This window comes from uncultured Roseovarius sp., assembly GCF_913057115.1.
In the GTDB taxonomy this organism is placed as follows: Bacteria; Pseudomonadota; Alphaproteobacteria; order Rhodobacterales; family Rhodobacteraceae; genus Roseovarius.
Genome location: NZ_CAJXNN010000015.1, coordinates 44,932 through 62,225 on the forward strand (window position 1 = coordinate 44,932; position 17,294 = coordinate 62,225).

Genomic DNA, 17,294 nt, shown 5'->3' on the forward strand with positions numbered 1-17,294 from the left:
CGCCGCTATCGCAGCCCGTCTTCACCTTTGACTTCATCGACGGTCAGCCCACCCATACGGTCGTGAATACGCCCGCCGCGCGACATGGCCAGCACAAAGAGCAACTCGTCGGCGCGGGGGCCATCGGGCAGACCCACTTCCATCCCATCAAAATGACTGCGCACATAGGCGGCGTTGATATGGCCCAGTGGCACATCAAGGCGGGTGCCCGGCCCGCCTTGTTTCATTGAAGAGGGCACGATGGCCTTGGCCTCGCCCAGCCGGGCGCGCATGGCGTAACCGCCCGGCACGTGCCAAAGCGCGGTATGCTCAAGCTCGCCGCGTTCCCCGGCCATGGCGGCCTTGCCGTAGCCGTCGATGCCCTCGGCACCGCCCATGGCCTCGACCAGACGGTCGGTCATCATCAGGCCCAGCGGTTTGAGGTCATCCATGGCCGATTGCAGATCGTCCACATAGGTGCCTGCAAAAGGGTTCTTGACCAGCGCCGCGATGGCGGCGCGGCGGCGGGGCTGGTCGGCGAAGGGGCCGCCATCGTGGTGAATCTCTTCGACGAAAAGCGCGGTTTTACGCAGGGTGAACTCGGGCATGTTCTGGGTCTTTCTTTTGGATGAGCGAAGGCGCGCCAACAAGGCGCTGTGCGCCTTGCAGGGTCAGTACGGCGGCGGTGATCAGGCCTTGGGCGATCAGCAATTCTGCATAAGCCGCGCCGGTGTCGAGGGCTTTGGCCTTGTCTTGCTCAGACAAGGCGGCGACATGGGTGGTGACGAGCCGCGCGCCAAGATCACTATCGTGCGCAAGGTCCTTGGCCGGCTGCCGGACGATGGCCGGGTGGCCCGGCAGATCAGTGGCATTGGCGATCATCGTGGCGGCGGCATCGGCCATGGCCGCGCCGGGGGCCAGCACGGTAACCGCATCGGCGATGCCCAGCGAATGGCTGCGCCCTTGCCAGCCGGAAGTGGCGACGCCGCGCACCGGGTCGCCGTGGCAGATCAGGGCCTGGCCGGGGGGTGCGGTGGCCAGCGCGGCGCGCATCGCCTCACCTTCACATAGGTGAAAGGCCACGTCGCCGCCGTTGTTGACATAGGCGCGGGTGATCCCCGGCCCGTAACAAATAGCGCGCAGGATGGTTTCGGCCCCCGCGCCCGCCACGGCGGCCATGGGCGTGATGAAGCGCGGCACGAAGGGCTGTGTTGCGCGGTGCATGATGCGGGCGGTTTCGCCTTTGGGTACGGGGCCATGTGCGCGGCGCAGGCGGGGTAGTTCCTCCACGAGTTCGTTCAGCAGGGTTTCAAACCTTTGGGTGGCGCGGGCAAACCCGGCCTTTCGCCCTGGCCCGTCCATCCCGACGATCATGTCGATCGGCCCGTGGTGCAGGTGAAGCCTTTGACCATCCGGGAGCCATGATGCCTGTGCCCCGCTCATGCTTTGCCCTTGGGGCCGACGGCGCGGGCGGCGCTGCCGTATTCGCCGCCTTTTTCGAGGATGTCCGAAAGGCTGCGCACCGCTTTGTCATGGCCGCCTAGCACCCGGTAATCTTCGCGCGGCAGGGTGAATTCCAAGGGCGCGACCAGCGCCGGGGTGGGCACATAGCCAAAGGAGCCTTCGGGCATCTGCGTGACATCCACCATCAGGGTGATCCCGCCACCGGGCCAGACATAGGCAGGCGCACCGCCGCAGGTCACACGGGTTTTGAGCGCCTGCACCGAGCGGGTTAGCTTTACCGGGTTGCGCGTGACGCCCGAGCGCAGGGAACCGCCTGCGCCCGCCTGAAACATCACCGTGCAAAGCGCCGGTTCACAGTTTTCGGCGATCAGGTCGACCGAAGGCTGGAGTGCCTCTGGCATAGGGGTCGGTTGCGGGGTCAGGTCATCGTCCAGCACGTAATAGGCCGCGTGTTCGCCGGTGGTGGAGACCATCAGCAGGGTCAGCCCCGGCCGCGCGCCTTTCTTTTCCAGCCATGGGTTGAGAATCGCCAGCGGGTCATCAATATCCGTCCCGCCCCAGCCAAGGCCGGGGTTGGCAACTTGGAAATAGCGCCCGGGGGTGGAGCGGCGGCCCTTGATGCGGATGCCGGTATCGGGCCAGCCCAGAACCTTTCCGGCCTGATGTTCACTGACCACGCCGGTGATATGGTCATCGACCACGACGACTTCATCCACCAAGCCGTGCCATTGACTGGCGAACATCCCGATGGTGGCCGAGCCGCAGCCAACGCGCATGCGTTCCTCGCGCTGGCCATCGACGATGGGGGCCTTGCCAGCCTGCACCGTGACGGTTGCGCCGCCGTCGATGGTCAGCTCCACCGCCTCGCGGTTGCACAGGCGCAGGAGGGTGTCGCAGGTGACGCGGCCTTCGGGTTTGCTGCCGCCGGTGAGGTGTTCGACCCCGCCAAGCGACAGCATTTGCGAGCCGTATTCGGAGGTGGTGACATGGCCCACGGCCTCGCCCTGCGCCCGCACCGTCGCGGCCTCCTCGCCCAGGTGCCTGTCGGTGTCGATTTTCACCTTCACGCCACAGTAGGAATAGATCGCCTCGGTCACCACGGTGACGAAATCCGCGCCGTCTACCTCTTGGCTGACGATGAAGGGGGCGGGTTTGTAATCGGGGTAGGTGGTGCCCGCGCCGACGCCGCTTATCGCCAAGGTTTCATTGCCCATAACCTCGCCGTCCCAATCGGATTTGAGGAAGGGGCGGACCTCATCGCCTGCGGCCAAGCGACGGTCCAGCACGGTGAAGGGATCGCAGCGGACGATCTTGCCATCCTCGTTGGCGTAGCGGTCGCAGGCGCCCACTTTGCCCGGTGCGATGTAGCACATCACCGGGCAGGCATCGCAGCGGATCTTTTCCTCTTTTTCGCGGGCGCGGTCGCTCATGCCTTTGCCTCCCGCATCGCCGCCAGCACGCGGTGCGGCAGCGCGGGCAGTTCGGTGACCAATGCGCCGGTGGCGTGGCGAATGGCGTTGAGGATCGCAGGCGCGGTGGGGATCAGCACGTGTTCGCCCAAGCCCTTGGCCCCCATCGGGCCTTCGGGGTCGGGCACCTCAAGGAAGATCGTGTCGATCGGGGGCATGTCGCCGGTGGTGGGAATGAGGTAATCGTGCAGGTTTTCGGTGCGGGCGGGGATATATTCCTCCATCAGCGCAAGGCCCAAACCTTGGGCGATGCCGCCCTGCACCTGACCTTCGGCCAAGATCGGGTTGATCAACCGGCCCAGATCATGCGCGGCGGTGATATGGGTGACTTTGACCGTGCCAAGCCGGGTGTCCACCGTCAGGCGGACCACCTGTGCGCCGTAGCCATAGACCGCATAGGGCGCGCCTTGGCCGTTTTCATCCAAGGGCCGCGTGGGTGGGTCATAGGTTTCTTCGGCGGCGAGGACATAGCCGTTGGCGTCAGCCTGTAAGTCCGACAGGGCGATGTGGCGCGCGGCTTGGCAGTCGCTGACCGTGAGGGTGGTGCCATCGAGGTGGAACGCGGCCTCCTTACCCATGTTGGTCATTTGCAGGATGCGTTGGCGCAGGGCGGCCCCGGCGCGCAGGGCGGCGCTTCCGGTGACATAGGTTTGCCGCGAGCCGGAGGTTTTGCCGCAATCGGGGGTGCGGGCGGTATCGGCGTCGATGATCTGCATCTGGGCGATGGGCAGGCCAAGGGCGTCGGCGCAAATCTGGGTGATCACGGTGTTGGAGCCTTGGCCGATGTCGACCGCCCCTTGGTGCAGGCGCAAATCGCCCTGGGCTGTGATCCCCACCCGAATGGTCGAGGGGTTCGGGATGCCGGTATTGCCGCAGCCATACCAACAGGAGGCCACGCCAACCCCGTGGCGCATGGCCCCGCCCTGGGCGTTCTCTGTTTCGGCCCAGGCCAGCGCCTTCTTCCAAGGCTCTTCAAGGGCCTCAAGACAGGCGGCCATGCCGACGCCATGCAGGACTTGCCCGCAGACGGTATCCTGCCCGTCGCGCAAGGCGTTGAGGTGGCGGAAGGCCAAGCGGTCCATTCCGGCCTTGTCGGCAAGTTCATCGAACAGGGTTTCTTGCAGGATTGCCGCCTGTGGCACGCCAAAGCCCCGGAAAGCGCCCGAGATCGGCTCGTAGCTGTAATTGGCGCGCGCCTCGGCGTGGTAGTGGGGGATGTAATAGGGGCCGGAGGCATGCACCGGCACCCGGCCCGAGACCGTCGGCCCCCAACTGGCATAGGCGCCAGTGTTGAAATCACCGTCAAAGGTCATGCCCGTCAGCCGCCCCTCGGCATCGACGCCGATGGTGCCGCGCATGTCGGAGGGGTGGCGCTTGGTCGTGGTGGCCATGGATTCGGCGCGGCTATAGATCATCCGCGCGGGCCGCCCGGTTTTCAGCGCCACAAGCCCGATGAGCGGTTGCAGCGAGAGGTCCAGCTTGGCCCCGAAACCACCGCCGGTTGCTGCGGGCAGGATGCGCAGCTTCTCAAGCGGTAGGCCAAGGATGCGCGCGGTATCGTCGCGGTCCATGATCGGGGCTTGGGTGCAGGCGCGGATGACAAGCGTGTCGCCTTCCATCCAAGCCACCCCGGCCTCGGGCTCAATATAGGCGTGTTCCACATATCCGGTGCGCATATGGCCGCTTGCCAGATGGGCCGCGTTTTTCAGGGCGTCTTGGGCTGTGCCGCGCCGCACCACGCCTGTGATCAGGGTGTTATCGGGGTGGGTGTCATGCACGGGGGCGTCGCTTGGGGCCTCGGCCCAAGTGATGGGGAAGGTTTCAAGCTCCAGCGATTCGATCAGCGCAGGGTCGCCCGCGACAAGGGCCACGGCCTCGCCCCGCATGCGGACGCGCGATTGGGCAAGGGCCGGTTGATCGACGAAAGCCGGGATGACGCCAAAGCGGTTCACGCCGGGAATGTCACTTGCCGTGAAGATATGCAGCGGGCCGGCGTGCGCGGCCTGCCATTCTTCAAGATCGCCGAAGGTGAAGGTCATCGGCGCGGCGGGGGCGCGGATCGCCCGGACCAAAAGCGCACCTTCGGGGACGTGATCAGCACCGTAGCTTTCGCTGCCGTCGACCTTGGGGGCACCGTCCAGCCGCTCCAGTGGCGCGCCCACCGATTGCCCCGCGTCGGGCATCGGTGGGGCTGCGCCGGGGGCGGCATCCAGCACCGCGTCAAGGATGCGGGTGTAGCCGGTACAACGGCAAAGCACGCCGCCAAGGGCCTCCTCAGCCTCGGCACGGGTCGGGGTTGGGATGCGTTCCAGAAGGGCGGTGGCGGCCATCAGCATGCCGGGCGTGCAAATTCCGCATTGCGCCGCGCCGTGACGCAGGAAGGCGCTTTGCAGGCGGGTGGCGGTCAGGCCTTCGACGGTGGTGATATTCCGCCCGGCGGCTTGGGCGGCAGGGGTCAGGCAGGCGCAGACCGGCGCGCCATCCAAAAGAACGGTGCAGGCCCCGCAATCGCCCGCGTCGCAGCCCACCTTGGTGCCGCGCATCCCCAGCCCCTCGCGCAGAAGTTCCGACAAGCGGGTGCCGGGATGGGCGGGCAGGCTGACTGTTTCGTCGTTGACGCTTAGGGTGAGGGTGTCAAAGGGCCTGTTCATGCGGCGGCCTCATACTCGTGGGCCAGATCAGCCAAGGCTCGGCGCATGAGCTCCGCCGCCGCGTGGGCGCGATAGATGGCATCGGCGCGGATATCGGCGATGGGGGCAAGGGCAGGTGTGATGATGGCATCTATGGCAAGGGCCGGCAGGCTGCTGTCCACCGGCTGTCCGATCAAGGCCTGTTCCAATTCGGGCAGACGCGTGGCTACCGGGCCGCAGGCCCCGATGGCAAGAGCGGCTTGTTTGACGTGACCGTCCTCCACCTCAATGCGCACAGCAACCATGGCAATGGAAATCACCAGATACCTGCGCGCGCCCAGCTTCGCGAAGCGCGAACGCCCTTGCACCGCGCTCTGCGGAACATGGATCGCCGACAACATCTCACCGGGGGCCAGCGCGGTTTGCCGTGGGCCTGTGATGAACGCCTTTAGCGGTAGAGTGCGCACACCTTGGATCGAGGTCAATTCCACCTCAGCATCCAGGGTCAATAAGCAAGGCACGCCATCGGCCGCGGGCGAAGCGTTGCAAAGATTCCCCGCGATTGTCCCCGCGTTCTGAATCTGACGCGATCCGACCTCCTTCGCCGCCTCTTTCAACATATCGAAGGCGGGCGGCAAATCGGCGGCGATAACGTCTGACCACGTCGTTGCCGCACCGATACGGAAACCGGACGAAGCTGACCCGATCCCACGAAGTGCCTTGATACCAGTGATATCAAGCACCGACCCGGGCAAACTTCGCGCCTCGGTGGCTGGGAAAAGGTCGGTGCAGCCCGCCGCGATGGTCACCCCGCCCTCGGCCAGAAGGCCAAGCGCGTCTTCCATCCTGTCGGGCCTGTGATAAGCAGCCATGGCGCACCGCTGTCCTGAAACCACCGGAAGATCCGGCAATGGAATGGTGCGGCAGGCGGCGCGCGCCTGTCAACTGCGCTGTCAGCTGCCGGTCGCCTCGGCCATGGCCGACAGGAATTGCGCCACTTCGGCATGGCTGTTGTAATGGCTGATGGAGACCCTGATGCAATCCTCAACCCCCAAGGGGCCAAGGATATTGCCACAGTAATGGTCGTTCTTGCGGATGTGAACGCGAATGCCACGCTCGGCAAGGAAATCCACCAGATCAGCAGAATTGATGGAGGCAAGACGCAACGAAACAACACCCTCGCGCCCATCCAAAGCATCGCCGCCAATGAACTCTACCCCCGGCATTTCTCGCAGCCCTGGAAGGTTTCCGGTGCCAGACAACGCCGCCTGCATCAACGCGCGTTCATGCACGGCAATCGCTTGTGTCGCCGCTTCCAGACGGGCGCGGGGGGCGGTGACATCGCTCACCTCACCGCCCAACCAATCGAGATAATCAACGACGTCCGAAAAGGTGGCATAGGCCCCGGTATCACGGGTGCCCAATTCCCAGTTTTCCGTCGGACCATCCTTGATCTGTTCCTTGGTCAGAGCCGTCAGCCGGTCCGAGGCCCAGCCGACACCATAGCCATGGCGCGAGAACACTTTGTAAGGTGATACTGCATAGCCATCGGCCTGACAGGTGGAGACATCCACCGCACCGTGGCTGGCATGCTGTATCCCGTCCACGATGATGAAACATTCGGGCGCAACCTCACGAATGGCGGCGGCAATCGCCGGTACATCAACGGCCATACCTGTAACCGGCGAGGTATGGACAATGGTCGCAACGCGCAGATCCGAGGTGATATGTTCACGATAAGCATCGACCGATACCGTCCCCGTGGCATCATCATGCGGCACTCGGATATGAGGGCGTCCAGTCACCTCGGCCCAGCGCGCCATCGCACTGTTCGACGCCGGATGCTCAAGGGACGACCCCAACATCACACCCCCCTGCGGTGCGCCCAAGGCGGCCGTGCGGACCAATCGGAACAAAACCTCTGTGCCGCTTTCCCCCACGAAGGGCACGCCACCCGAGGCGTTGAAAAACAGCATCATGTCTGCCTTGCCTTTGGCAATCACCTCCATCAACGCCCGCGAAGCAACGTTAGCACGCCCTTGGTTGTCTGGATAGCCTGCGAACTTGGCTGATGTTTCGATCACGGATTTCAGCCGCAAGGCCCCGCCCGCATTCTCGAAAAACACCCTGGGGCCTTCGAACGGGCACATGTCGACATGTGCGAAACGACTGCGAATAGCCTGTAAAAGGTCTGGTGTGTCTGAGATCATCGCCCGTAGCCCCAAGATTCTTTGCCCGAACCATGAACAGCCACGCGGCAATTGGCAAGCCGGTCACCTGATACGCTGAAACCCCAGAAAGCTATCACGACGAACAGGGAATCGCGCATTCGATACACCCGTTCACCAAGCAGCGCGCTCACATCACGAGATCTGGCACCCGCTGTCGCAGAACGAACTTTTGGATTTTCCCGGTCGAGGTTCTGGGGATCGTTTCGAAGACGATCTTGCCCGGAACCTTGTAGGACGCAAGATGCTCGCGGCACCAAGTGCGCAGGGTCGCCTCATCCAACTCTTGGCCCGCGTTCAGTTCGACAAAGGCACAAGGGGTTTCGCCCCATTTCTCGTGCGGCATGGCAACGACCGCTGCCACCGCCACAGCCGGGTGGCGATACAATGCTTCCTCCACCTCGATGGAAGAGATATTTTCGCCCCCCGAGATGATGATGTCCTTGGAACGGTCCTTCAATTGTATGTAGCCATCCGGGTGAACAACCCCCAGGTCACCCGAATGGAACCACCCGCCCGAAAGGGCCTTTTGTGTGGCTTCCGCGTTGCGGAAGTAACCTTTCATCACGACATTGCCACGGAACATGACCTCGCCCATGGTTTCGCCGTCACGTGGGACGGGCTGCATGGTGTCGGGGTCCAGCACGTCAAGCTGTTCCAGCGGCAAGTACCGCACGCCTTGGCGGGCCTTCAGGCGGGCCTGTTCGGCGGCGGGCAGGGCCGACCAATCGCCATGCCATTCATTGACCACCGCCGGGCCATAGGTTTCGGTGAGGCCGTAAAGGTGCGTCACGTCAAAGCCTGCCGCATCCATGCTGGCCAACAGGCTTTCGGGCGGCGGGGCGGCGGCGGTGAAAAACTGCACCCGGCGGTCAAGCTCACGCTTTTCCTCGGCCGGGGCGCTTTCGATCAGCGACATGACGATGGGCGCGCCGCAGAGGTGTGTCACCCCTTCTTCGGCGAGCGCGCGCCAGATCGGTTCGGAGCGGACTTGGCGAAGGCAGACATGAGTGCCGATGATGGCGGACAAAGTCCAAGGGAAGCACCAGCCGTTGCAATGGAACATCGGCAGGGTCCAGAGGTAAACGCTGTGCTTGCCCATCGAGGTGGTCAACGCGTTGCCCTGCGCCAGAAGGTAAGCCCCCCGGTGGTGCGAAACCACGCCCTTGGGGTCGCCCGTGGTGCCGGAGGTGTAGTTGATGGAAATCGCGTCCCACTCATCCTCGGGCATGAGCCATGCAAATTCCGGATCGCCCGAGGCCACGAATGCCTCGTAATCCTCGGCCCCTTCCATGGCACCGGGGCCGGTATATTCGGGATCATCGTAGAGGATCACCTGCGGAGTGACCTTGGCCAGCGCCAAGGCCTCGCTCATCAGCGGTGCGAATTCCCGGTCCACGATGACGATCTTCGCCATGGCGTGATCCAGTTGGAAGGCGATGATCGCGGCATCAAGGCGCGTGTTGATCGAATGCAGAACCGCACCGCACATCGGCACGCCATAGTGGCTTTCCAGCATGGCAGGCGTATTGGCCAGCATCGCCGAGACCGTATCGCCCCGCCCCATGCCGCGCTCCGCCAAGGCCGATGCCAAAGCCCGCGACCGGGCATAGAACTCCGCATAATTGCGGCGCAGGTCCCCGTGCACGATAGCGGTGTGATCGGGAAACACACTGGCCGCACGCTCCAGAAAGCCAAGCGGCGTCAGCGGCTGATGGTTCGCCGGGGTGCGATCAAGGCCGGTGTTGTAGGGGTTCTCGGTCATGTCTTTTATCGATCCTGCCACTGGGGCGCGCGTTTTTCGATGAAGGCACCGATGCCTTCTTCGGCATCATGCGCCAGCATGTTATCAACCATGACTTGGCTGGCATAGTCATAGGCCTCGGCCAAGGGCATTTCGCGCTGGGCATAGAAGGCGCGCTTGCCGGTGGCCAGTGTCATGCTGGATTTCGAGGCGATCTTGCGGGCCATTTCCATGGTCGTCTCGGTCAAGGCATCCTCGGCCACGGCATAGTTCACAAGGCCGATCTCGGCGGCGCGGGCGGCCGGCGTCATATCGCCGGTCAGCAGCATTTCCATGGCGTGCTTGTTAGCGGTGTTGCGCGACAGCGCCACCATGGGGGTGGAGCAGAACAGCCCGATATGCACGCCCGGCGTGCTGAACTTGGCGCTCTCGGCGGCCACGGCCAGATCGCAGCTTGCCACCAATTGGCAGCCTGCGGCGGTGGCAATCCCGGTCACTTCGGCAATCACCGGCTTGGGGCAGTTGACGATCCCCTGCATGACGCCCGAACACTGCGCCATCACGCGCGTGAAATAGGCGCGACCCCGATCCTCGGCCTCGCGCCCGGCGGTCATTTCCTTGAGGTCGTGACCGGCGCAGAAGGCCGGGCCATTGGCGGCCAGCACGATCACCCGAACATCCGGGTTCTCGCCTGCCTCCGCAAATGTCCGGCCCAGCTCGGTCAGCATCGCCTCGGACAGCGCGTTGCGCCGCCCGACGTCATTCAGCGTCAACCGAAGGATCCCGTCGTCTGACAAATCTTGCAGCAGAATAACGCTTTCGTTTTTCATAGCACGAGGTCCTTCTTGGGGTCTTAGTTGACGTTGATGTCCACGCTGTCGGCCAGCGTGTTGGCGATGAAGCAATAGCGGTGCGCGCGGTGCTGCATCTCGTCCAGCTTGTCTTGCTCGACCGTGAATCCAGTGTCGAAACGCACCACCGGGTTCAGGTCGATCCGCGTGACCGACATTTGCCCCTTTGGGTTCTTGCCCAAATGCGCCTCGGCATAGTCGTGGTAGCTGGCCACCGGCCAACCCGCCTTGGCGCAAAGCGCCAAGAAGGTCATCATGTGGCAACTCGACAGGGCCGCGGCGAGGGCCTGTTCGGGGTTGGTGTTTTCCGGATCGCCGCCCCAATCAGGGGCGGCGTCCACTTGCAGCTCATGCTCGCGGTTGTATTGCACGGTATGGGAGTTGGAAAACTTGCCAGTTTCCAAAACCGGTTCCGCGCGGTGCCAGTGCAACTCGACCGCGAGATCGGAAAGCGTCGCGGCCTTCATGCTGTCGCCTGTGCGTTGATGGCGGCACCGGTGGCGGCAATCTGCTTGCGCGGATCGAAGAAGGGTTTTTCCACGACGGTCGCGGTGGTCTCACCCGTCTGGGTCAGAACTTCCAACTCGCTGCCCAGTTCGGCCGCCTCAACCGCCACCATGGCCAGCGCGATGTTCTTTTTCAGGCGCGGCGAATAAACCGCCGAGGTTACCTTGCCCACAGTCTCGCCCTCGTGATTGATCGTCCAGAAGGCGGTGTTCGGGCCGGCCATCGGATCGCCATCAATGATCAGGCCAACCTGTTTGCGGGCAACACCATTGTCACGGATGCGTTGCAGGGCGAACTTGCCGATGAAATCGGCCTCCATGTCGAGGTTCACCAGACGGTCAAAGCCCAACTCGAAGGGGTTCGTGGTGATGTCGGCATCGGCGTGGTACGACAGCATGCCACCTTCGATGCGGCGGATGGTCGAGGTGTGGCCGGGCTTGAGGCCCATGGGCATACCAACGGCCATGATCCGCTCCCACAGGGCGTCGCCATAGGTGGAGTCTCGCAGGTAAATCTCGTACCCCAATTCGCTGGACCAGCCGGTGCGCGACACGATCAGCGGAATACCGTCCAGCTGCGTTTCGATGAACCAGTAGTAACGCAGGTCCATGATCTCGTCGCCAAAGAGTTCCCGCATGATCTCACCCGATTTCGGGCCTTGCAGCTGCAACGGCGACACATCCGGCTCGGTGATGGTCACATCAAGGCCCGAGTGTACGGCCACACCCTGCGCCCAAAGCAGGATGTCGCTATCGGCCAGCGACAGCCAGAAGTGATCTTCCGCCAGTTTCAGCAAGATCGGATCGTTCAGGATGCCGCCTTCGGCATTGGTGATCAGGACGTATTTGCACTGACCGACCGACATGTTGGACAGGTCGCGCGGGGTCAGCATCTGGGTGAACTTTGCAGCATCCGGCCCGGTGATTTCGACCTGACGCTCGACCGCCACGTCACACAGGATGGCGTCGTTCACAAGGTTCCAGAAGTTTTGTTCCGGATCACCGAAATCGCGCGGGATGTACATGTGGTTGTAAACCGAAAATCCCTGCGCGCCCCAACGCACGGTGGCGTCGAAGTAAGGCGATTTGCGAATCTGAGTACCAAAGCCAAAATCTTGAAGTTGCATGATGTTCTCCACCCTCATTTGCGCTTCGGGCCCGGCCCTAGGCTGCGTTGTCTCCTGAGGCGGATGTAATCGGTTTCATTTGAAATTCCGGCCTAAAAATCGGGGCTTACGCAGACCGTTCAGGCTTGGATTCAGGGCTTTGAGGACCGATTGGACCAAGTTGCCAAGTAGCGACACGGGCGTGTCGCAAATATCTGAATCAGTATTTCACGATTGATCCGCCTGTTGTGCGCATCTTTTCAAATCCGTCGTTCATCGTAGAGATGTGAGCGGCGGCTTTGCGCAGGGAGCGGAGTTCGCGAAGTTGCGACGTTTCTCGATACCAGACCTTCGTTTCAACCGCCACAAATGCGGGCAGTGAGCCCTTGCTGGACGTTCAAAGCATAGACCCGGGCCCGAATAGCACCGCAGGTGCCAGGCCATCGCCGCTTCGTCCCGCAAAACCGACATGCACAGGCTTTATCCGCAGTCTGGGACGAACACCAAACTGACCCACGTGCAAGCCACGCCGCGGGCTTGACCCGGGGCCTCTTTCACGTTCCAAAAGGTGAAAACGCAAAGCATCCCCGAGGACCAAATGACCAAACACGGCTATGAAAGCGGGCGGCTCGACCTGCCCTTCGTCGGCATCTCCACCTTCGGCAAAAGGCCCTATGTGGCGGATTGGTCCACCATCGACGCCGATATCGCCATCCTCGGCGCACCGTTTGACGCAGGCACCCAATGGCGCTCGGGCGCGCGCTTCGGCCCGCGTGGCGTGCGCGAGGCAAGCACGCTCTTCAGCTTCGGCCACGCCGGGGCCTATGACCATGAGGACGACGCCACCTACCTGCCCGGCACGGTGCGCATGGTCGACATTGGCGACGCCGATATCATCCACACCGATACCGAAAGCTCCCACGCCAATATCGAACAGGGCGTGCGCGCCATCCTCAAGGCGGGGGCCCTGCCGGTGACCATCGGCGGCGATCACTCGGTCAATATCCCCTGCATCAACGCCTTTGAGGGCCAAGGCGATATCCACATCCTGCAAATCGACGCCCACCTCGATTTCGTCGATGAACGCCACGGCGTGCGGCACGGCCACGGCAACCCGATGCGCCGCGCCGCCGAGAAACCCTATGTCACCGGCCTCACCCAACTGGGCATCCGCAACGTCAGCTCCACCGCCAAGGACGGCTATGACGACGCCCGCGCGCGCGGCTCCGATATCCTCTCGGTCCGGCAAATGCGCGCGCTGGGGCCAGAAGCCACCGCAAACCGCATCCCCAAAGGCGCGCGGGTCTATGTCACCATCGACATCGACGCCTTCTGCCCCTCCATCGCACCGGGCACCGGCACACCCAGCCACGGCGGCTTTCTCTACTACGAAGTGCTGGAACTGCTGCAAACGGTGGCCCAAAACCACGAGGTGGTCGGCCTCGACCTCGTCGAGGTTGCCCCCGATTACGACCCCACAGGCTCCACCTCCATCCTCGCGGCACAACTTTTGCTGAACGTTCTGGGCTTCATCTTCCACGCGCGGGGGCACGGCCTTTAACCCCGCGCCAGCACATCACAGCAAGATCACATTCGCTGCCAAATATCGCCCAATTTAGCGGCGAACCCTAGGCAAACACAAAACGCTTAGGTTGCAAATGCATTTTCAAAGTCTAATCAAATCCTGCCTGACCGAAAAATTCTGGTCGATCCAAGGCCGCGCCTCCCGATCCGAGTTTTGGATCTTCATGGCGTTTTGCACGGCGGTGATGGTGATCTTGGTGCTCTTCACCGGCACATGGCGGATGAAACCGCTCATTTCACTCTGGCTCGATCCCTCCTACGGGTTCTACCTGCTCCGCACGGTGGGCAGCCTGATCGAACTGGCGCTCTTTGTGCCTGCCACAACAGTCACCATTCGCCGGTTTCACGATATAGGGCTTAGCGGCTGGTGGTATCTGGGCATCCTTGTCCCCTCCGCCTACATGACAGCCCGGTTTGCCGATGGCGAAATTCTCGGCCCGCTGTTTGGTCTGGTCGCCATAACTTCGGTCGCCCTGCGCAAAGGCACCTATCGCGGCGAAAAATACGGCCCCGCACCGAAGGCCCCAGACCCCGATGAAGCCCGTCAATTTGACAGGTCCGGCCACAAACGGCTCTGGATCGGCCTGCGCCCGCTGACCGCGCGCCTCGGGCTGGCCGCCATCGGCCTCATCGGGCTTCTCGACGTGGCTATCGCCCATCTTTACACCCCCGCGCCCCAACCAGAGCCCTACTTCGACCCAAACCGCCAGCAAGTGATGCTGCGCGACGCGGGCCGCAATGGGCATTGGGGCGACCATGATGATGCCCTCTGGGCCTTCAGCTTTCCCAAAGCCGCCAACGTGCACCCCACGGTGGATTACAAACGCGTCACACTTGTGAGCGCCGAAGATGTCGAAAAGACCCACAAACAGGGCTACGCTGTGCTTTCAACCGAGCTGCGCCCCAAACAGCCCGCGTCGGGAGACTCCACGCTGAAACTTCTCGTTACCTTACCCGAATTCAGCCCGCTTGCCGGGGCGTTTACAGATCACCCAAAGACAGCCTTGGAAATCTCCCTACCCTCACAGCATCGCCTTTACGATGGCACCCCCGATTGGGGGAGCACCCCCTCCTTCACCGACGAATTCGAAAAACTGACCCGCTTCAATTGTGAAGCCGACCGTGTCATTGCCCCGGGGATCACCCGGTTAAAGGAAATGTCCGCCGCCTCGGCCCAAGCCGCGCTTGAGGCCTTTCGCGACCGCGGCCCGCGCTATGAAACCCGCGAGGGCTGCATCGGCAAAGCCGCTGCGCGCGGGGCAAGCTATGCCGTCACCGACGGCACCGGCAACCCGGCGGGTTTCGGAACCTGTGAGAGTTATCGCAAAGCCGAAGATTTCGGAACATGCCGCTTTACATTCTGGCTGCCCCAAGAGCGCGTCATCACCTACCGCTTTTCCGAGGAATTCCTGCCCATGCTGCGCGACATAGATGCCCAAGCCCGCGATGCTCTGGCGCAGGCCACCGTGGCGCATGCCTCCAAGAACATTGACCTACCGACGCGCCAAAGCGCGCATGGTCAGTAATTCCCCGCCACGTACTTGGCAATCGCCGCCCCGCGTGAGTTCACATCGAGCTTCTGGTAAATCGCCTTGAGGTAATATTTCACCGTGTTCTCGCTCAGGCCCAGCCGCGCGGAAATCTGGAAATTGGTCAAGCCATCCACCAACAGCGCCAAAATCTCATGCTCGCGCCGCGACAGCGCGTCGGTGTTCTCCGAAGTCAGCCGCTTGAGGATATCCGTGGGCACGATCGAATGTCCCTCCACCAGCTTGCCCAGAATCTTCGGCAGGCTGGTCAGGATCTGGCTCATCATGCAAACCGAATTGGCCCCCTGTTTGATCGCCGCCCGGATAAAAGCAAACTCGCTGTCCTCGGCGACGACGACGACCATCACCTGCGGGTAATCCTTGCGCACCATCTCCAGCACCTGGGTCAAATCCCCATCCGCCAGCCGCACACCCAAAATCAGGATGGCAGGCCCCTTGGTCCCCGACAGCAGCTTCTTGAGGCTCGCCTTGTCGGTGGCGAAGGCACCCAGCGTCACCTCGGGAATTTGCGACACAAGCGACCCTATCCCCTGACAGACGATCACTTGCCGGTCGGCAACAATCACCTGCGGGGCGTCGCGCGTGGCGCTGTCTACAGGCGCCGCGGTCATGAATTTGGTCTCCTCCATCGGCACAGTGTACACGAAACGCGGCCTTTTCCCACGCCCTGAAATGCGACAAAAAATCACTCTAAAACGATGATTTTCAAGGATTTTTCAGTATGCCACGGCATGCGACTGTGCGCCTTCACTCAACCGGGTGGGGCCGCCCTACCCGATAGGAGGCACGCCCCGCCAGCCGCTCGCCATGGGTATTCACTCGGGGATTACGCCAACAGCCGCAGATGCCGATACAGGGATCAAAGAAAAACTGGAGAAGCCCCATGCACGGTTATCAACACCTCTTCGTCCCCGGCCCCACCAATGTCCCCGAACCCGTCCGGCAGGCCATGAACATCCCCATGGAGGACATGCGCGCCCCGGATTTCGGCGGCTTCGTCGATAGCGTCCTGACCGACATCAAAAAGGTCTTCCGGCTTGAAAACGGCCGGGTCTTCATCTTCCCCTCCTCCGGCACCGGGGCTTGGGAATCGGCGATCACCAACACGCTCGACACCGGCGACCGTGTGCTGATGTCGCGCTTCGGCCAGTTCTCCCTGCTCTGGGCCGAGATGGCCACCCGCCTCGGCCTCGATGTGGACCTCTGCGACACCGACTGGGGCAACCCCGTCCCGGTCGAGACCTATGCCGAACGCCTCAAGGCTGATACCGGCCACCAGATCAAGGCCGTCTTCGCCACCCACAACGAGACCGCCACCGGCGTCACCTCCGACATTGCCGCCATCCGCCGCGCCCTGGACGAGGCGGGCCACCCCGCCTTGCTTTTCGTCGATGGCGTCAGCTCCATCGCCTCGATCGAATTCGAGATGGAAAAATGGGGCGTCGACCTCGCTGTCGCCGGTTCGCAAAAGGGCTTCATGCTGCCGGCGGGCCTCGGCTTCCTCGGGGTCTCCGACAAGGCGCTTGCGGCCAGCAAAACCGCCTCCATGCCGCGCAGCTACTTCCATTTCGCCGATATGATCGCCCTCAACGACACCGGCTATTTCCCCTATACGCCCGCTACGCAACTCCTGCGCGGTCTACGCGTGTCGCTCGACATGCTGCTTGAGCCCGGAATGGAAAGCACATGGGCCCGGCACGCCCGCCTCGCCGAAGGCACACGCGCCGCCGTGGCCGCTTGGAATGGCTGCGAACTGGTGGCCCGCGATCCGGCCTGCTACTCCGACACGGTCTCGGCGATCTATACGCCCCAAGGCGTCGATGCCCGCGACGTGATCTCGACCGCCTATTACAAATACCAAACCTCGCTGGGATCGGGCCTCAACATCCTTGCCGGTCGCGCCTTCCGCATCGGTCATATCGGCTCGATGAACGCGGTCATGCTCTGCGGTGCGATTTCCGCCGCTGAAATGGCCCTGCGCGATGCCGGGGCCAAGGTTGAACCCGGCTCCGGCATCGCCGCCGCGTCCGAGCATTTCCGCGCCACGACCCCCGATGCGCGCCACGCGGAAAGCAAGGCAGCCTGAGCCTGCCTTGCGCCCTGCCGCATAGCTGACAACCACATGAGGGAGCGTTTGTGTTGAAGCCGCAGGCGACACCAACGAATGCTCCCTCATCAAAGCC

General features: G+C 62.9%; 14 protein-coding genes. 3 read left to right on the forward strand and 11 right to left on the reverse strand.

Going from position 1 to position 17,294, the window contains the following annotated elements; all coding sequences use genetic code 11:
• Positions 1–5: 5 nt before the first annotated feature.
• The 10 genes from QZ498_RS08355 to QZ498_RS08400 all read right to left on the reverse strand — a co-directional run bounded on the left by QZ498_RS08355 (position 6) and on the right by QZ498_RS08400 (position 11,998).
• Positions 6–587, reverse strand: a complete 582-nt coding sequence (locus tag QZ498_RS08355) for an amino acid synthesis family protein (protein ID WP_294621412.1) — start codon at positions 585–587, stop codon at positions 6–8.
• Complete coding sequence (locus QZ498_RS08360; protein WP_294621414.1) at positions 565–1,422, reverse strand: UPF0280 family protein; 858 nt, start codon at positions 1,420–1,422, stop codon at positions 565–567. Before QZ498_RS08360 ends, QZ498_RS08355 begins: the two co-directional genes overlap by 23 nt.
• Positions 1,419–2,873, reverse strand: a complete 1,455-nt coding sequence (locus tag QZ498_RS08365; RefSeq protein WP_294621415.1) for a 6-hydroxynicotinate reductase — start codon at positions 2,871–2,873, stop codon at positions 1,419–1,421. Before QZ498_RS08365 ends, QZ498_RS08360 begins: the two co-directional genes overlap by 4 nt.
• Complete coding sequence (locus tag QZ498_RS08370; protein ID WP_294621416.1) at positions 2,870–5,563, reverse strand: molybdopterin cofactor-binding domain-containing protein; 2,694 nt, start codon at positions 5,561–5,563, stop codon at positions 2,870–2,872. The genes QZ498_RS08365 and QZ498_RS08370 overlap by 4 nt, the downstream gene beginning before the upstream one ends.
• A complete protein-coding gene (locus QZ498_RS08375) occupies positions 5,560–6,414 on the reverse strand; it encodes a xanthine dehydrogenase family protein subunit M (protein WP_294621417.1) in 855 nt (284 codons plus the stop codon). The genes QZ498_RS08370 and QZ498_RS08375 overlap by 4 nt, the downstream gene beginning before the upstream one ends.
• An 81-nt stretch (positions 6,415–6,495) precedes the next feature.
• A complete protein-coding gene (locus QZ498_RS08380) occupies positions 6,496–7,752 on the reverse strand; it encodes an aminotransferase class V-fold PLP-dependent enzyme (protein WP_294621418.1) in 1,257 nt (418 codons plus the stop codon).
• Positions 7,753–7,900: 148 nt separating this feature from the next.
• Complete coding sequence (locus tag QZ498_RS08385) at positions 7,901–9,535, reverse strand: acyl-CoA synthetase (RefSeq protein ID WP_294621419.1); 1,635 nt, start codon at positions 9,533–9,535, stop codon at positions 7,901–7,903.
• A 5-nt stretch (positions 9,536–9,540) separates the two neighbouring features.
• The gene (locus QZ498_RS08390; RefSeq protein WP_294621420.1) at positions 9,541–10,344 is read right to left on the reverse strand and encodes an enoyl-CoA hydratase; all 804 of its coding nucleotides are present in this window, start codon (positions 10,342–10,344) and stop codon (positions 9,541–9,543) included.
• A 23-nt stretch (positions 10,345–10,367) separates the two neighbouring features.
• Positions 10,368–10,832: an OsmC family protein gene (locus QZ498_RS08395; RefSeq protein ID WP_294621421.1), complete on the reverse strand. Its 465-nt coding sequence runs from the start codon at positions 10,830–10,832 to the stop codon at positions 10,368–10,370.
• On the reverse strand, positions 10,829–11,998 hold the full coding sequence (locus tag QZ498_RS08400) for a glycine cleavage T C-terminal barrel domain-containing protein (protein ID WP_294621422.1): 1,170 nt from the start codon (positions 11,996–11,998) through the stop codon (positions 10,829–10,831). The genes QZ498_RS08395 and QZ498_RS08400 overlap by 4 nt, the downstream gene beginning before the upstream one ends.
• 577 nt (positions 11,999–12,575) lie before the next feature.
• On the opposite strand from QZ498_RS08400, the gene speB reads away from it, so the two are divergent.
• Together speB and QZ498_RS08410 are read left to right on the forward strand one after the other, a co-directional pair.
• Entirely contained in the window at positions 12,576–13,538 is a 963-nt protein-coding gene (gene speB / locus QZ498_RS08405) for an agmatinase (protein WP_294621424.1), read from the forward strand.
• Between the two features lie 97 nt (positions 13,539–13,635).
• The gene (locus QZ498_RS08410) at positions 13,636–15,087 is read left to right on the forward strand and encodes a DUF805 domain-containing protein (RefSeq protein WP_294621425.1); all 1,452 of its coding nucleotides are present in this window, start codon (positions 13,636–13,638) and stop codon (positions 15,085–15,087) included.
• Here QZ498_RS08410 and QZ498_RS08415 read toward each other — a convergent pair.
• On the reverse strand, positions 15,081–15,722 hold the full coding sequence (locus tag QZ498_RS08415) for a response regulator transcription factor (RefSeq protein WP_294621426.1): 642 nt from the start codon (positions 15,720–15,722) through the stop codon (positions 15,081–15,083). The two genes, QZ498_RS08410 and QZ498_RS08415, sit on opposite strands and share 7 nt — an antisense overlap.
• Before the next feature lie 272 nt (positions 15,723–15,994).
• Between QZ498_RS08415 and QZ498_RS08420 the strand changes: the two genes are divergently transcribed.
• Positions 15,995–17,197, forward strand: a complete 1,203-nt coding sequence (locus tag QZ498_RS08420) for an aminotransferase class V-fold PLP-dependent enzyme (protein ID WP_294621427.1) — start codon at positions 15,995–15,997, stop codon at positions 17,195–17,197.
• Positions 17,198–17,294: the final 97 nt, after the last annotated feature.

What these genes read in the sequence shown, in the direction of transcription:
- QZ498_RS08355 (WP_294621412.1), bottom strand. Translation starts at nt 587, where the DNA reads ATGCCCGAGTTCACCCTGCGTAAAACCGCGCTTTTCGTCGAAGAGATT.
- QZ498_RS08360 (WP_294621414.1), bottom strand. Translation starts at nt 1,422, where the DNA reads ATGAGCGGGGCACAGGCATCATGGCTCCCGGATGGTCAAAGGCTTCAC.
- QZ498_RS08365 (WP_294621415.1), bottom strand. Translation starts at nt 2,873, where the DNA reads ATGAGCGACCGCGCCCGCGAAAAAGAGGAAAAGATCCGCTGCGATGCC.
- QZ498_RS08370 (WP_294621416.1), bottom strand. Translation starts at nt 5,563, where the DNA reads ATGAACAGGCCCTTTGACACCCTCACCCTAAGCGTCAACGACGAAACA.
- QZ498_RS08375 (WP_294621417.1), bottom strand. Translation starts at nt 6,414, where the DNA reads ATGGCTGCTTATCACAGGCCCGACAGGATGGAAGACGCGCTTGGCCTT.
- QZ498_RS08380 (WP_294621418.1), bottom strand. Translation starts at nt 7,752, where the DNA reads ATGATCTCAGACACACCAGACCTTTTACAGGCTATTCGCAGTCGTTTC.
- QZ498_RS08385 (WP_294621419.1), bottom strand. Translation starts at nt 9,535, where the DNA reads ATGACCGAGAACCCCTACAACACCGGCCTTGATCGCACCCCGGCGAAC.
- QZ498_RS08390 (WP_294621420.1), bottom strand. Translation starts at nt 10,344, where the DNA reads ATGAAAAACGAAAGCGTTATTCTGCTGCAAGATTTGTCAGACGACGGG.
- QZ498_RS08395 (WP_294621421.1), bottom strand. Translation starts at nt 10,832, where the DNA reads ATGAAGGCCGCGACGCTTTCCGATCTCGCGGTCGAGTTGCACTGGCAC.
- QZ498_RS08400 (WP_294621422.1), bottom strand. Translation starts at nt 11,998, where the DNA reads ATGCAACTTCAAGATTTTGGCTTTGGTACTCAGATTCGCAAATCGCCT.
- speB (WP_294621424.1), top strand. Translation starts at nt 12,576, where the DNA reads ATGACCAAACACGGCTATGAAAGCGGGCGGCTCGACCTGCCCTTCGTC.
- QZ498_RS08410 (WP_294621425.1), top strand. Translation starts at nt 13,636, where the DNA reads ATGCATTTTCAAAGTCTAATCAAATCCTGCCTGACCGAAAAATTCTGG.
- QZ498_RS08415 (WP_294621426.1), bottom strand. Translation starts at nt 15,722, where the DNA reads ATGACCGCGGCGCCTGTAGACAGCGCCACGCGCGACGCCCCGCAGGTG.
- QZ498_RS08420 (WP_294621427.1), top strand. Translation starts at nt 15,995, where the DNA reads ATGCACGGTTATCAACACCTCTTCGTCCCCGGCCCCACCAATGTCCCC.